This window comes from Streptomyces sp. MBT65 (genome assembly GCF_016612545.1).
Taxonomy (GTDB): Bacteria; Actinomycetota; Actinomycetes; order Streptomycetales; family Streptomycetaceae; genus Streptomyces.
The window spans coordinates 1-15,289 of the sequence record NZ_JAENRY010000038.1; the positions used below are offsets into that span (position 1 = coordinate 1).

The window sequence follows — 15,289 nt, forward strand, 5'->3', positions numbered from 1 at the left end:
ACGCCCGCCGACGGAACGTTCCGTCGGCGGGCGTTGTCCATACACGGATACCCTTGACAGGTGACCGACGCCCAAGAAACCGCAGCAGACAGCTCACTGCGAACCACCGGAGGCGCCCCTCCGGACGACGTCGAACCGGCGCCGATCCCTTTGCTCGAGCCCCGAGAGGGCATTCCGCCCGTGATCGCCGACGAGGAGGCCCTCGCGGAGGTGATCGCGGCCTTCGCCGCCGGCACGGGTCCCGTGGCCGTGGACGCCGAGCGCGCGTCCGGCTACCGCTACGGACAGCGCGCCTATCTGGTGCAGCTGCGCCGTGCGGGGGCGGGCACCGCGCTGATCGACCCCGTCGCCTGCCCCGATCTGTCGGGCCTCGGCGAGGCCATCTCCGGCGTCGAGTGGGTGCTGCACGCCGCCACCCAGGATCTGCCCTGTCTGCGCGAGATAGGCATGGTGCCGACGCGGCTCTTCGACACCGAGCTGGCGGGTCGGCTCGCCGGATTCCCGCGGGTCGGTCTGGGCGCGATGGTCGAGGGTGTGCTCGGTTTCGTCCTGGAGAAGGGGCACTCCGCCGTCGACTGGTCCACCCGCCCGCTGCCCGAACCCTGGCTGCGCTACGCGGCCCTCGACGTGGAACTCCTCGTCGACCTGCGGGACGCCCTGGAGAAGGAGCTCGACCGGCAGGGCAAGCTGGACTGGGCCCGCCAGGAGTTCGACGCGATCGCGGCCGCGCCGCCCGCCGAGCCCCGCAAGGACCCGTGGCGTCGTACGTCCGGGATGCACAAGGTACGGCGGCGCCGGCAGCTCGGTGTCGTACGGGAGCTGTGGCAGACGCGGGACCGGATCGCGCAGCGCAGAGATGTGTCGCCGGGGAAGGTGCTGTCCGACGCTGCGATCGTGGAGGCGGCGCTCGCGCTGCCGCTGGACGTGCAGGCGCTGGCCGCGTTGAACGGGTTCGGGCATCGGATGGGCCGGCGGCAGCTGGAGCAGTGGCAGGCGGCCGTCGACCGGGCCAAGGCCCTTCCCGACTCCGCGTTGCCGCAGCCGGGGCAGCCGGTCACCGGGCCGCCGCCGCCCCGCGCCTGGGCCGACAAGGATCCCGAGGCCGCGGCTCGGCTGTCCGCGGCCCGTGCCGCGGTCTCCGCGGTGGCCGAGGGGCTCAACATGCCTCAGGAGAATCTGATCACTCCGGACACCGTGCGGCGGGTGTGCTGGGAGCCGCCGAAGAGTGCGGACGTCGAGTCCGTGGGGGCCGCGCTCGCCGGGTACGGGGCGCGACCGTGGCAGGTGGAGCAGGTGGCGCCGGTCCTGGTGGAGGCGTTGACCGCGAAGGCGCCGTAGGGGTTCTGTGTCGTTTTGCGGGTGCGGGTCCGCCGGGGCCGGTCGCGCCCGCACGGCGGAGCCGCACATCGACACAGCTCCGCGCCCCAAAAACACCCAGCACTTGGACGTCTAGATCAGGCCAAGATCCTCGGGTCATTTGTGGGGAACAGGGCGCGGTCGGAGTACGTGGCTGCCAGACTCCGGAGGCAGCCGTCGACCGATCGCCCTGTACCGCGTGGAGCGCACCCGATGACGACAACTCGCGTCACCATCAAGGACGTTGCCGCGCGTGCCGGTGTGTCGAAGGGGGCGGTGTCGCTCGCCTTCAATCACAAGCCGGGGTTGTCGGAAGCGACCCGGGAGCGGATCTTCGAGGCCGCGCGGGCGCTGGACTGGGCGCCGAACCTGGCCGCACGGTCGCTGGCCGGGGCGCGCGTCGATGTCGTAGGGCTCGCTCTGTGTCGGCCCGCTCGGCTGCTGGGGCTCGAATCGTTCTCCATGGAGTTCGTCTCCGGTGTGGAGAGTGTGCTGACCGAGCGGTCCTGTGGGCTTTTGTTGCGGCTCGTCGGGGATCCGGCGGAGGAGGCCGGGCTGCTGGAGGCGTGGTGGCGGGCGCGGCAGATCGGCGGGGCGATCCTGGTCGACCTGTGGGCCGACGATCCCCGGGTCGCGGTGGTGCGGCGGCTCGGGATGCCCGTGGTGGCCGTGGCGGATCCGGCGTTGACGGGTGGGCTGACCTCCGTGTGGGTCGACGAGGCCGCTGCCGTGACCGAGGCCGTGCGGTATCTGGGGGCGCTCGGGCATCGGCGGATCGCGCGGGTCGGTGGGGCGGCGGAGCTGGGGCGGACGGCCGTGCGGAGTGCCGCCTTCGAGGCGGCGGTGCGGGCGTTGGGGGTGTCGGACGTTCGGCAGGTGGTGACCGATCAGTCCGGGGAGGCGGGGGCGCTGGCCACGCGGTCGTTGCTGGCGGAGGCGGAGCGGCCCACCGCCATCGTCTACGACAACGACATCATGGCCGTCGCCGGGCTGGCGGCGGCCGTGGCGGCGGGGCTCGGGGTGCCGGCCGATGTGTCGCTGCTGGCCTGGGACGACTCCCCGCTGTGCCGGGTCACGCATCCGACGCTCTCCGCGATGGGCCATGATGTGCACGGATTCGGCGCGGACGTGGCCCGGACGCTGTTCGGGGTGATCGCCAGGCAGGGGCCCGGTTCGCATGCCGTGCCCGCTCCGGTGCTGACCCCGCGGGGGTCGACGGGACCGCCCGGGGCATGATCGCGAGGGTTTCGGGGTGTGACGTTCGCCGCTTGGAGCCCCGGGACTGGGCAGCCTGGTTACTCACAAGTAGCATGGTTCCTGAGCGCGCGCTCAGCGCATCGCAGCAGTGCCGATCCCGCACCCTGGAGGAGAGCCAATCGTGCCTCGTACCGTCAGGGACGTCGTCTTCGTCGACGGCGTCCGCACCCCGTTCGGCAAGGCGGGCCCGAAGGGCATCTACCACGAGACCCGGGCCGACGACCTCGTCGTGAAGGCGATCCGGGAGCTGCTGCGCCGCAACCCCGGGCTCGACCCCGCGAAGATCGACGAGGTCGCGATCGCCGCGACCACGCAGATCGGCGACCAGGGACTCACGCTCGGCCGTACGGCCGGCATTCTCGCCGGGCTGCCGCAGTCGGTCCCGGGTTACTCGATCGACCGCATGTGCGCCGGTGCGCTGACCGCCGTCACCACGACCGCCGGTTCGATCGCCTTCGGTGCCTACGACGCCGTCATCGCCGGTGGTGTCGAGCACATGGGCCGCCACCCCATGGGCGAGGGCGTGGACCCGAACCCGCGGTTCGTGAGCGAGAAGCTGGTCGACGACTCCGCCCTGTTCATGGGCATGACGGCGGAGAACCTGCACGACCGCTACCCGCACATCACCAAGCTGCGCGCCGACGAGTACGCGGTGCGTTCGCAGGAGAAGGCCGCCAAGGCGTACGCCAACGGCAAGATCCAGCAGGACCTGGTGCCGATCTCGGTGCGCAACACCAACGAGCAGGTGGGCGAGGTCGGTTGGGGTCTCGTCACCGCCGACGAGCCGATGCGTCCGGGGACCACCCTGGAGAACCTCGCCGGGCTCAAGACGCCGTTCCGTGTGCACGGCCGGGTCACCGCGGGCAACGCGGCCGGTCTGAACGACGGTGCCACGGCGTCGATCATCGCGAGCGAGGACTTCGCCCGCGAGCACAACCTGCCGGTCAAGATGCGGCTCGTCTCGTACGCCTTCGCGGGCGTCGAGCCGGAGGTCATGGGCTACGGCCCGATCCCGGCGACCGAGAAGGCGCTCGCCAAGGCGGGCCTCGGCATCGGTGACATCGGCCTCTTCGAGGTCAACGAGGCTTTCGCCGTGCAGGTGTTGGCCTTCCTGGACCACTACGGCATCGCGGACGACGACGAGCGCGTCAACCAGTACGGCGGCGCGATCGCCTTCGGTCACCCGCTGGCCTCGTCGGGCGTCCGCCTGATGACGCAGCTGGCCCGCCAGTTCGAGGAGCAGCCGAACGTCCGCTACGGCCTGACGACGATGTGCGTCGGCTTCGGCATGGGCGCCACGGTCATCTGGGAGAACCCGCACTTCGAGGGGGACAAGTGAGCACCACCACCGAGCTTCTGAAGGGTGCGGCCGAGCTGTTCCCGGACGAGGTCGTGACGTCCGCGCACGTCCGCCACCTCGAACTGCCGTACAGCGCCGGGCGGTTCGCGCTCATCACGCTGGACAACGGCTTCGACCACACCAAGCCGACCACCTTCGGTCCGGCCTCGCTGGCGAACCTCAACACCGCCATCGACCAGGTCGAGAAGGAGGCGGCGGCCGGCGAGATCGTCGGTGTCGGCATCACCGGCAAGCCGTTCGTCTTCGCCGTCGGCGCGGACCTCAAGGGCGTCGAGCTCCTGAAGAACCACGACGACGCGCTCGCCATCGGCAAGGGCGGCCACGAGGTCTTCAAGCGCCTCGCGGACATCGCGGTACCGACCTTCACGTACTACAACGGCGCGGCCATGGGCGGCGGCGTCGAGGTCGGTCTGCACTGCGAGTACCGCACGGTGTCGAAGCACATCGCCGCGTTCTCGCTGCCCGAGGTCTTCCTCGGGCTGGTCCCGGGCTGGGGCGGCTGCACGCTGCTGCCGAACCTGATCGGCGCCGAGAAGGCCGTCTCGGTGATCATCGAGAACAGCCTCAACCAGAACAAGCAGCTCAAGGGCCAGCAGGTCTTCGACCTCGGGATCGCCGACGCGCTCTTCGAGGGCGCCGACTTCCTGGAGCAGTCGCTGATCTGGACGGCGAACGTCCTCAAGGGCGACATCAAGGTCGAGCGTCCGGCGATCGACCGCGGCGAGGCCTGGGACCAGGCCGTCGCCAAGGGCCGTCTCGTCGCGGACTCCAAGGTGCACGGCGCGGCCCCGGCCGCCTACCGCGCGCTCGACATCGTCGAGGCCGCGAAGAACGGCGACCTCCAACAGGGTTACGACGCCGAGGATCTGGCCCTCGCCGACCTCATCATGGGTGGCGAACTCCGCGCCGGTATCTACGCGTTCAACCTCGTGCAGAAGCGCGGCAAGCGTCCGGCGGGCGCCCCGGACAAGTCGCTGGCGCGTCCGGTCACCAAGGTGGGTGTGGTCGGCGCGGGTCTGATGGCCTCGCAGCTCGCCCTGCTCTTCCTGCGTCGCCTCGAAGTACCGGTCGTCCTCACGGACATCGACCAAGAGCGCGTCGACAAGGGTGTGGGCTACGTCCACGCCGAGATCGAGAAGCTGCTCGGCAAGGGCCGTATCAACCAGGACAAGGCCAACCGCCTCAAGGCCCTGGTCACCGGTGTGCTGGACAAGGCCGAGGGCTTCTCCGACGCCGACTTCATCATCGAGGCCGTCTTCGAGGAGATCGGCGTCAAGCAGCAGGTGTTCGCGGAGGTCGAGGCGGTCGCCCCGGCGCACGCGATCCTCGCCACCAACACCTCCTCGCTGTCGGTGTCCGAGATGGCGTCGAAGCTGAAGAACCCCGAGCGGGTAGTCGGCTTCCACTTCTTCAACCCCGTGGCGATTCTGCCCCTGTTGGAGATCGTGCGCGGCGAGCAGACGGACGACGCCTCGCTCGCGACGGCGTTCGCGGTGGCCAAGAAGCTGAAGAAGACCGCCGTGTTGGTGAAGGACGCCCCGGCGTTCGTCGTCAACCGCATCCTCACCCGCTTCATGGGCGAGATCCAGAACGTCATCGACGAGGGCACCCCGGTCGCGGTCGCGGAGAAGGCGGTCGAGCCGCTCGGACTGCCCATGTCCCCGCTGGTGCTCCTGGAGTTGGTCGGTCCGGCCATCGGTCTGCATGTCTCGGAGACCCTCAACCGGGCCTTCCCGGACCGCTTCACGGTCTCCCCGAACCTCGCGGCCGTCGTCAAGGCGGGCAAGCGCGGCTTCTACGTCTACTCCGCCGAGAACGGCTTCAAGCCCGAACTCGACCCCGAGGTCGCGGCGTTGCTCCAGCAGGGCGACTCCGTCCTGACCGAGGAGCAGGTCCGCGAGCGGGTCCTGGACGCGGTGGCGCAGGAGATCGGGATCATGCTCGACGAGGGTGTCGTCGCCGAGGCGCAGGACATCGACCTCTGCCTGATCACGGGCGCCGGCTGGCCCTTCCACCTGGGCGGCATCACGCCGTACCTGGACCGCGAGGGTGTCTCGGAGCGGGTGAACGGCAAGCCGTTCCTGGCACCGGGTCTGGCGAGCGTTCCGGCGTAACCGCCTTCGCAGGGACGCGAGTTGGGGAGGGCCTCCGCTTTCGGGCGGAGGCCCTCTACTCATGCCTCGGCTTCGGGCGGAGGCCCTCTACTTATGCCTCGGCTTCGGGCGGAGGCCCTCTACTCATGCCTCGGCTTCGGCCGCCGCGAGCCGTGCCGTCAACTCGGCGTTCTCCGCCTCCAGACGGGCGATGCGCTTGCGGGCGAAGTAGAGCTCCATGACGGCGTCGTGGAACTCGGAGACGAGTTCGTCGGGGGTGAGTTGCATGCCGAATTCCCTTTACGCGGGGGCCAGTTGGGTCACCGTACCGGCGGAGCCCTTCCAGAACAGCTTGCCGTCGCGGGCGTAGAGGGAGCCGCCGCCGGCCGCGGCGGGCGCGTTGGTCGGTTCCGTCGTGACGTTCGCGAGGCGTACGGCGCCCTCGGCGAGGATGGCCGACGCTGCCGCACCGCGCTGGACCACGTGGAGTTGGGACTGGGGTGTGGCGCCGCGGTCGATGCCGACGCCGATCCGGCCGGTGCCCTTGACCACCAGGTCGTCGAGGCCGTCGTTGTTGCGCAGGACGAGCAGGGCGCCCTTGGTCGCGCCGTTGGTGGCGGTCAGATAGATGCCCTGCGGGGCCGTGCCCGCCGTCTGGAGGTCGATGGACAGGGCGGAGGCGCTGGCGTCCGAGCCGTCGGCGTATCCCACGTGGGCGATCTTCAGCGTGCCGCGGCCGGTCTCGACGCCGGTCAGATACATCGCCGAGGTCTCGGGGTTGTCCGAGGTCACGTTGAGCGCCACCGCCGACCCGGAGGTGGCCTTGTGGTTGATCGTCACCGTGTGGGCGGTCGTGGAGGTGCCGTAGAACTGGGCGGGCGCGGTGTACGCGGTGTACTCGCCGTCGGCCGCCGCGTCCGGGGCGGTGGCGACGGTGACGGCGCCCGCGGTGAAGGCGCCGAGGAAGATTCTTCGTCCGACTGTCATGGGGGATACGACCTTTCGGCGGGCGGGTTGGTTGCCCGCTTCCTCAGTAGGTTCCGCCGTAGTAGGACGCGGGGGTCGCTCCGGCCGAGGCGGCCATGACCGTGAAGGGCACCCTGGTCACCGGGGACTCCGTACCGGAGGCGACGACGGCGAAGACGTCGACGACATGCGCGCCCGCGCCCCACTCCCATCCGGCTTCCCACGACCAGCCGCCGTTCGGGGCCACGGGGGTGCCGCCCAGCAGCACTCCGTTCTCCCGGAAACCCACCTGGGCGAAAGCGCCGGCCGAGCCGGTGAAGACGACCCGTGCGGACGCGACCTGCTCGTGGGCCACGGGCTCCAGCACCACCGGCGCGGTGGTGCTCGGCCCGACCGTCGAGATCATCGCGGCCCGGTCCATGGGCGGGGCGGCGACCGCCCCGCCCGAGTCGACCGCCGTGAAGCGGATCTCGGTGCGCCGGGACTGGAAGCCCGCCGCGTCCACGCCGTAGACCTTCACGGGGTGTTCGCCCTTGCTCCAGGCCCTGCCGAGTTCCCAGGACCAGGTGCCGTGGGCGTCGACGTCGGTCTGGCCGAGGTACTTTCCGTGCTCCCAGACGATCACCTTGACCGCTCCCGGGGCGTGGCCCGCGAGCCGTACGGCGTCCCTGCGGATCTCCGTGCCCGGTACGGGTGTTGTCACGGTCGGGGGCAGGAACTCGTCGCCGCGGACCATGGTCGTTGCGGCCAGGTAGGAGTCGATGGCGGACCTGTCGCGGTCCGGCTCCTCGAATCCGTTGCTCACGTACCCGAGCCGTGGGGCGATGCCGTCGATCAGGAGGTTGACGATGCCCATCAGCATCGGGACGTTGCGGCCCGCGATCTGGGTGTGGTCCGCGATGTGCGGGGAGTCGCTGAAGACGAAGTTGAAGTTCTCGTAGTGCTGGAAGAGCCCGAGGAAGGGCTCGATCTGGGTCGGGTACTGGTCGTCCTGGGGCGAGGAGACCAGGTACACGTTGGCCGCGCGGTTGGCCCCGGAGCGGACCAGGTCGGGGACGAGGGAGTCGACGATCCGCACGTTCTCCTCCGGCACGCCCTCGCCGAGCATGAACCGGGCGGTACCGGGGTGCACGTTCTTCACGTACGTGCCGATCGAGAACTGGGGCGCGATGGCGACGATGTTCTTGAAGCCGTACTTCAGGCCGAAGTAGAGGGCCGCGCTTCCGCCCTTGGAGCCGCCCCACAGCGTGACCGACTCCGTGGTGAGGTCGAGGGACTTCATCACGTTCGAGATGAGGGTGACGACGGACTGCTCCAGGCCGAAGTCCATCCCCTTGCACAGGTAGTAGCTCCGGTTGCCCTCGAAACTGTCCCGGATCCAGAGGATGTTCGCGCACAGCTTGTCGAACACCCCGTTGGACCAGCCGTAGTCGCTCGGCGCGGAGAAGTTGGCGAAGACGACGACCAGGTGCCGGTTGCCCTTCTGCGCGTGGGCGAAGCGGTACTCGACCGGGAACGCGCCCGCGGCTTCGATGCCGGTGAGCAGGTGCCTCCCGTTCGCGGGTGCTGGGGACATGGGCGGAATCCGTTCCTGGGTCGAGTCGGGGTTCAGTGGGCGGGGGCGGCCGGGGTCGGGATGACCGCGAAGGTGACGGAGGCGGGCGGCGACTCGTCGCCTGCGGCGTTCACCACGAACGCCTCGACGGTGTGCGGACCCTCGGTCCAGCGCCACTCCGCGTTCCAGAGCCAGCGGCCGTCGTGGGCGAGGCCGCAGGAGCCGAGGAAGACCCCGTTCTCCCGGAAGCCCACCTGGGTAGCGCCGTTGGCTGCGCCGGTCAACCGGACCTGCACGTCGAGGAGTTGCTGGTACGGCTCCGGTGTGTGCACCAGCGGAGGCAGCAGAATTCCTACGGCCACCGGGCTTGGCGTCGGTGCCGCCACGACGTGTTCCGAGACGGTGAACCGGGCCTCCGTGCGCTCGGACTGGTAGCCGCTGGCATCGACGGCGAAGAGCTTCAGCAGGTGCTCGCCCGCGCTCCACGGCCGGTCCCGCTGCCAGGTCCAGCCGCCGTCGGCGCCGACCGGTGCCGACGCCAGGTAGGCACCGTTCTCCCAGATGCTGACGCGGACCGCGCCCGGGGCCCGGCCGGCGCAGCGGACGTCGGTCGTGGGCAGCAGGTCGTGGGGGCGCGGCGCGGTGACGACCGGCGCGGCGAACGACTCCTGCACCACGGCCGTCGACGCCAGGAACTCCGTGATGCCCGAGGTGTCGGCGTCGGGTTCCTCGTAGCCGTGCCGGGTGAGTCCGAGGCGGGGCGTGATCCCCTCGACGAGGAGGTAGGCGATGCCCAGCAGCGGGGGCGTGTTGCGCTGGGTGACCTTCCCGTGGTCGGTGATGAACGGGGACTCGCTGAAGATGAGGTTGAAGTTCGGGTAGTTCCGCAACAGGCCGAGGAACGGCTCCACTTGGGTGCTGTACTGCTCGTCCTGCGGCGAGGACACCAGGTACAGGTTGGTGTCCGGGCTCGCGCCCGCCGCGAGCAGGTCGGGCAGGACCGCGTCGAGGACCCGGACGTCGTCGTCGGCCATCGCCTCGCCGAGCATGTTCCTGCCGGTGTCGGGATAGACATCGCGCACGAAGGTGCCGATCCGCAACTGCGGGACGCTGGCGACGACATTGCGGAAGCCGTATCTGAGCCCGAAGTGGAGCGCGGCGCTGCCGCCCTTCGAACTGCCCCACAGCGTCACGTCGTTCGGGGTCAGTCCGAGGGACTTCGTCACCCGGGTGATGAGCCCGATGACGGACTGCTCGACCCCGAAGTCCATCTCCCTGCACAGGTAGTAGGTGTTCCCGCCGTCGAACCGGTCGCGGATCCAGAGGATGTTGCACCGCAGGGTGTCGAGGATGCCGGTGGCCCAGCCGTAGTCGTCCGGGGCGTAGATGTTGGCGAAGACGACCATCAGATGCCGGTTGCCGCTGCGCGCGTGCGTGAACCGGTACTCGACGGGGTGGCTGCCCGAGGCGTCGATCCCGCCGATCACCTTGCGGCCCTTGGCAGTTGCTTCAGCCATGACGTGCTTCGCTCTCGTCGGGGGTGCCGGGGGCACGGGAAATGTGGTGTCCGGTCGGATGATCAGCGATCATGTCCTGATGCATCCCGCTACCTCCCCGTCCGGGCACATGGGCATCCCGTGGCGCAGGCTCGCCGTCGCCGCGGCGGCCCTGCTCGGACTCGCCACCGTGGTGACCGCGGTCCAGTCGTACGGCCCCACCCGCTCCTACGCGTCCTCCCGGACGCTGACCGTGGCGACCTGGAACATGTGCGGGGTACGGCAGTGGGGCTGTGCCGCGACCGGCAGTTGGGCGGAGAAGCGGACGCAGCTCAGTCACCTCGCGACCCGGGCCGGGGCTCGGGTGGTCTTCCTCCAGGAGACCTGCGAGGCGGAGCTGGAGTCGGTGCGCCGGGAACTCGGCGGGTCCTGGCACATGGCGTTCCACGCCTACTCCGAGCGCGACCGGGCGGGGCGCACGACGCCGATCCGCTGCGCGACGCCCGGGGCGGGCACCGCCGGTTTCGCCATCCTCGCCGCCTACCGTCTGTCGGCCGTCACCGCCGTGGCCGCGCAGCAGCCCACCGTGGGAGTGCGGCGCGGCATCCTGTGCGCCACGGTCGCGGCCCACGACCTCCGGGTGTGCACGGCCCATCTGAGCCCGCGGCACAGCGATGTCGTACACCCCGCATGGGAGTTCCGCGACGACCAGTTGAAGGCGCTGGCCCGCGCGGGGGCCGCGCGGCGCACGGTGTACGGCGGTGACCTGAACGTGAATCCGCCGGGGTCGCGCAACCCCTTCTCCTGGGTGTGGCCGGCCGGCCCCTACACCTCGCACCGGGAGTGCGACCAGGCGTCCGGGTCCTCGCGGGCAGGGCGGGCGACCCATGTGTCGGGCCACAAGTTCGACTACCTCTTCACCGGGTTGCCCCGGGCCGGCTGCACGGTGCGCGACACCGGCAGGTCGGACCACTTCGCCCTGCTCCTGAAGGTGCGCACGGGCTGACCGGAACTCCCGGCGGCCCTCGACGGTGGGGTCGGGGGCCGAGGGTCCGTTCACTGGCTTCGTCATGGCGTGCGATGACCGTTCGATGTCATACGACCACGCCCTCGACGATCCTTCCCGGGGGCGACGGTTCGTCAGTGAAACGATCCTGCCGTGCATCCGTCGACGCGGCCTGCTGCTGCGGCCGCACCATCTGCCGCTGTGGCCCGTTCGCCGTGGCGGAGGGGACCCGGGTGTCGGCCGGCATCGGCTGCGCGGGCAGCGCGTTCACGGACCCGGGGGCACCGGCCGCGGGCTGCGCCGGGTGCCGCTGCGGGGTGAACCAGTGCTGGGCGTTCCAGGCGATCGGCGTGAGCGGGCGGCCCTGGTGACTCGTGTCCACGGTGCCGACGGCCGGCGCCCGTGCCTCCTCGGGCGCGAGGTCGCCGCCGACGACCAGCATCCGGTCCGCGAGCCGTGCCGAGGCATGGCCGTCGTCGAGGTCGCAGAACTCCCGCTGGAACCAGCGGTACCGCTCGGCGTAGGCGTCCTGGATCCCGTCGATTCCCCGGATGGCTGTCACCAGGTCCTCGGAGGAGTACACGAGCGGGCCGGGCGCGCTGCGTTCGAAGTCGAAGTAGAAGCCGCGCAGGGTGTCCCGGTAGTGGTCCAGGTCGTAGGTGAAGAACAGGATCGGGCGCCCGGTGTTGACGTAGTCGAACATCAGCGACGAGTAGTCCGTGATCATCACGTCGGTGATCAGGGACAGATCGGCCATGTCCGGGTAGTCCGAGACGTCGAAGACGAAGCCGTCGCCCGCGCCCGGCACCGGGTCCACCACGTTGGGGTGGCGCCGGACCAGGAGCACATGGTCGGCGGCCAGCCGGGCCCGGGCGTCCGCGAGGTCGACCCGGAAGTCCAGCTTGTACTTGCCGGGCGCGTAGTACTGGTCGTCGCGCCAGGTCGGCGCGTACATCACGACCCGCTTGCCGTCGGGCAGGCCGATACGCCGACGGATCTCCTGTTCGCACTCCTCCATGCCGGGTCTGCGCAGGATGTCGTTGCGCGGGTAGCCGGACTCCACCATCTCGCCCGGGAATCCGAAGGCGCGCTGGAGGATCGGGGTGGAGAAGCTGTTGGGCGAGACCAGCATGTCCCAGTTCCGCACCTCCTTCTCGACCCGCTCCAGATAGCGCTGGTCCGCGAAGTGGATGGCCTCGATGTCGTGGCCGATCTTCTTCAGCGGGGTGCCGTGCCAGGTCTGCACGACGACCTGGCCGTCACGCTTCTGGAACCAGTCGGGCAGGTGGTTGTTGGCGACGACATACCGGCTGGTGGCCAGCGCCTCGTACCACTGCGGCGACCACATGCGCACGGGTGTCGCGGTCGGCGGGACCTGGACCTGGTCGTCGCGGACGACCCAGAGGTGCTCGACGTCGAGGCCCCGGCGCACCAGTTCCTCGTGCAGGGCGCGGGGGCTGTCGGAGTACTGGGTGCCCTTGAAGGCGTCGAAGAGGATCGCGGGGCGTACCTTCTTCCGCCGCGCGGCCGGGTAGGCCTTGGTGCGCAGCAGCTTCTGGCGGTACGGGCCGCGCGCGTCGTCCGGCATCGCGGAGTGCACGAGGAGGGAGAGCCGGTCGTAGGCCTCGGCCTGGAGTTCGTAGCGGCGCTCGTTCTCCTCGAAGTCCTTCGGGAAGGCCTCGACGAGGGACTGCTCGATCTTCACCATGAGGTCTTCGAGCCGGTCCTCGCGGGCCACCGAGGACAGGTCCTGACGGCGCAGGAAGAAGTCCCAGCGCCCGGCGGCCAGCGGGATCTCGCCGGCCAGGGTGCGCATGGCGGCCGGCGAGAGGACGGCGCGGAAGGCGTTGCCGTCCCAGCGGAGCGGGACCTCGCGTTCCGCGCCGTGTGCCCGGGAGCGCACCACGAGGTGGGCGTCGCGGTACTCCCGCGCGGTCAGCCGGTCGGCGGCCAGATAGCGGCCGGTGATCTGGAGGGAGCCGTCCTCGCCCCAGACGAAGTCGTTCGCCATGGGCAGGGTCGCGCGCTCGAAGAGCACGAGGTAGCCGGAGCCGTTGCGGTGGACGACGACCTCGCGGTCGCCCTCGCGGGTCTGGAGCGCGGAGGGCATGGGGTAGTGCCCGTCGGGCGTCTCCTCGGCGACCACCGGATAGATGGTCATCTTCCGGCCCTCGACATGGCAGGTGGTCTTCCAGCCGTTGCTGCCCATGTGCCAGGACTGGGGTACGTCCGCCCCGGCCTCGGCGTCCACGCGGTGTCCCGGTATGAGGACGCGCAGCGGGACCCTGGCGGTGAACGTGCACCAGCCCTCGCCGCCGGGCCGGAAGTGGACGCGTGCGTCGTGCTCCCCGGTCCCGCTCATGCTGGTGACGCGGAGCTTGCCCCACTCGGGGACCTTGGGGCCGAGATAGACGCCGTTCAGCTCCAGTTGGTCGCCGTCGATCCGGTGGCCGGTGATCCGGCAGCGCACGATCTCCACGCGTAGCTTGAGCTTGCCCTGGAGGAACACGGGCAGGACCCGGGTGTTCTTGTCGACATAGCGGTACGGCGGGTTGGCGGCGGTTCCGGCGCCGCCCCGGTCGATGCCCCGGTAGCGGAACAGACCGCGGCTGAGCACACCGGCGGCGACGTCCCAGGTGCCCTCGACCCACTGGCCGCGACGCTTGAGACGGGTGGTGTCGATCCGGGACTCGAAGCCGGCCCAGTCGTAGCAGTAACGATTCTGGTTGGACTGCTCGGTGGCCTGCGGCGCGTACGTGGTCTTCGCCGTGGTGATCACCATCCGCCCCTGCTTCTTGTTGCGCAGGGCGATCGCCTTCACCGACATGTGCTTCTTGTGCACGTTGATGAAGCGGACGTACGCCGAGCCGCTCAGGGTCAGCAGATGGCCGTTCGTGCTCCAGCGGGCGCCGTCGAGCGACCCGTGCAGCGAGAACTCCTTGTCCAGTCGGTAGGCCTTCTTGTCGATGCCCACCTCCCGGTCCCCGAGGTAGGGGTACTTGAGGTAGCGGTGGAACCGGCGCTGGACGGGCATCGGTCCGCCGCGTCGCTCGAACTGGATGACCTCCAGCAGTTCGGGCAGCCGCCAGTCGCGCACCAGGAGCCACTTGACCCGGGCCTCCGCCGGCAGCTCGTCGATGATGGTGGCGTCGGCCTCGTCGAGGAACTCGTTGACCCACTCCATGAAGGCCTGCCGGTACTCCTCGTCCGCGTCCGGGAGCACCTTCAGATGCAGCATCAGGTCGGACTTGAGGCAGGCGAGGTCGTACTTGCGCTTGCTCTCCTCGTACAGCCGGGAGCGTCGCTCGGCCAGGAAGCGGCTGACCGACTGGACGGCGGCGACACGGTCGCGCAGGTTGGACAGCTCGGTGTGGCGCTGGGTGATCGAGGGGGCGGCGCCGCCCTCGCGACGGCGCCAGAAGTAGACGATGTCGGTGACGACGTCGACCTTGGCGGCCCGGAAGTGGGCGAACATGTTGACCCAGGAGTCCTCGTAGAGGACGCCTTCGGGGAACTCGATGAAGTGGTAGTCCCAGAAGGACCGCCGGAACAGCTTGTTCCAGACGGTGCGGTCGTAGATGAGCGCCTCGAACCGGGTGATGTGGGTGCCGCGCCGGCTCTTCTGCATCGGGGTCTTGTGCAGCGGCGACTGCCACTTCTTGGTGGAGTTCATCATCTGCACGTTGCCCGAGACGAAGTCCGAACCGGACTCCTCCACCGTGCGCACGAGGAGTTCGTAGGCGTACTCGGGAATGACGTCGTCCCCGTCGACGAACGCGATGAACTCGCCGCGCGGATGCATCGCCCGCAGACCGGTGTTCCGGGCATGACCCGGCCCCTGCGGCTCCTGCCGGATGAGCCGGAAACGCGGGTCCGCCGCGCAGAACTCGGCGGCGATGGCCGTCGAGCGGTCGGTGGAACCGTCGTCGACGAGGATCACCTCGAAATCGCGGAACGACTGCTGCGCGATCGACTCCAGACATTCCGTGAGATAGGTCTCAACATCCTGAAAGGGAACGACAACACTGAGACGCGGATGATCCGCCAACTCACACTCCTACCGAGACAATTCGCCCACTGAGCTTGGTCGAGAAGCCCACATCGGGCGGACACCCCCCTGGCTCGGCACGCCCCCCAGCCCCATCGCTGGCACGCAACTGCCGTCCCCGTGGCCTCGGGCAGAGCCCCCTCCACCGAGAG

General features: G+C 69.9%; 10 protein-coding genes. 5 read left to right on the forward strand and 5 right to left on the reverse strand.

Annotated elements, in window-relative coordinates; translation table 11 throughout:
• Nucleotides 1-60 precede the first annotated feature (60 nt).
• The 4 genes from JHN63_RS11265 to JHN63_RS11280 all read left to right on the forward strand — a co-directional run bounded on the left by JHN63_RS11265 (nt 61) and on the right by JHN63_RS11280 (nt 6,087).
• Nucleotides 61-1,338, forward strand: a complete 1,278-nt coding sequence (locus JHN63_RS11265; RefSeq protein ID WP_200679301.1) for a ribonuclease D — start codon at nt 61-63, stop codon at nt 1,336-1,338.
• A 231-nt stretch (nt 1,339-1,569) separates the two neighbouring features.
• Nucleotides 1,570-2,592: a LacI family DNA-binding transcriptional regulator gene (locus tag JHN63_RS11270; RefSeq protein ID WP_200679303.1), complete on the forward strand. Its 1,023-nt coding sequence runs from the start codon at nt 1,570-1,572 to the stop codon at nt 2,590-2,592.
• 142 nt (nt 2,593-2,734) lie between these two features.
• Nucleotides 2,735-3,952 (forward strand): acetyl-CoA C-acyltransferase, encoded by a 1,218-nt coding sequence (locus JHN63_RS11275; protein WP_200679304.1) that lies wholly within the window; start codon nt 2,735-2,737, stop codon nt 3,950-3,952.
• Nucleotides 3,949-6,087, forward strand: a complete 2,139-nt coding sequence (locus JHN63_RS11280) for a 3-hydroxyacyl-CoA dehydrogenase NAD-binding domain-containing protein (protein WP_200679305.1) — start codon at nt 3,949-3,951, stop codon at nt 6,085-6,087. Before JHN63_RS11275 ends, JHN63_RS11280 begins: the two co-directional genes overlap by 4 nt.
• Nucleotides 6,088-6,210: 123 nt before the next feature.
• Here JHN63_RS11280 and JHN63_RS11285 read toward each other — a convergent pair whose 3' ends face one another.
• The 4 genes from JHN63_RS11285 to JHN63_RS11300 are packed head-to-tail and all read right to left on the reverse strand — an operon-like array spanning nt 6,211 to nt 10,104.
• Complete coding sequence (locus tag JHN63_RS11285; protein ID WP_200679306.1) at nt 6,211-6,354, reverse strand: hypothetical protein; 144 nt, start codon at nt 6,352-6,354, stop codon at nt 6,211-6,213.
• 12 nt (nt 6,355-6,366) lie between these two features.
• Nucleotides 6,367-7,053: a hyaluronoglucosaminidase gene (locus tag JHN63_RS11290; protein ID WP_200679307.1), complete on the reverse strand. Its 687-nt coding sequence runs from the start codon at nt 7,051-7,053 to the stop codon at nt 6,367-6,369.
• Between the two features lie 43 nt (nt 7,054-7,096).
• Nucleotides 7,097-8,608 carry a hypothetical protein gene (locus JHN63_RS11295; RefSeq protein ID WP_200679308.1) on the reverse strand — a complete coding sequence of 504 codons (1,512 nt, stop codon included), beginning with the start codon at nt 8,606-8,608 and terminating at the stop codon, nt 7,097-7,099.
• 32 nt (nt 8,609-8,640) lie between these two features.
• Entirely contained in the window at nt 8,641-10,104 is a 1,464-nt protein-coding gene (locus JHN63_RS11300; RefSeq protein ID WP_200679309.1) for a hypothetical protein, read from the reverse strand.
• 79 nt (nt 10,105-10,183) lie between these two features.
• On the opposite strand from JHN63_RS11300, the gene JHN63_RS11305 reads away from it, so the two are divergent.
• Nucleotides 10,184-11,089 (forward strand): endonuclease/exonuclease/phosphatase family protein, encoded by a 906-nt coding sequence (locus tag JHN63_RS11305; protein WP_234476451.1) that lies wholly within the window; start codon nt 10,184-10,186, stop codon nt 11,087-11,089.
• An 88-nt stretch (nt 11,090-11,177) separates the two neighbouring features.
• Here the strand turns inward: JHN63_RS11305 and JHN63_RS11310 are convergent, their stop codons facing one another.
• Nucleotides 11,178-15,137, reverse strand: a complete 3,960-nt coding sequence (locus tag JHN63_RS11310) for a bifunctional glycosyltransferase family 2 protein/CDP-glycerol:glycerophosphate glycerophosphotransferase (RefSeq protein WP_200679311.1) — start codon at nt 15,135-15,137, stop codon at nt 11,178-11,180.
• Nucleotides 15,138-15,289: the final 152 nt, after the last annotated feature.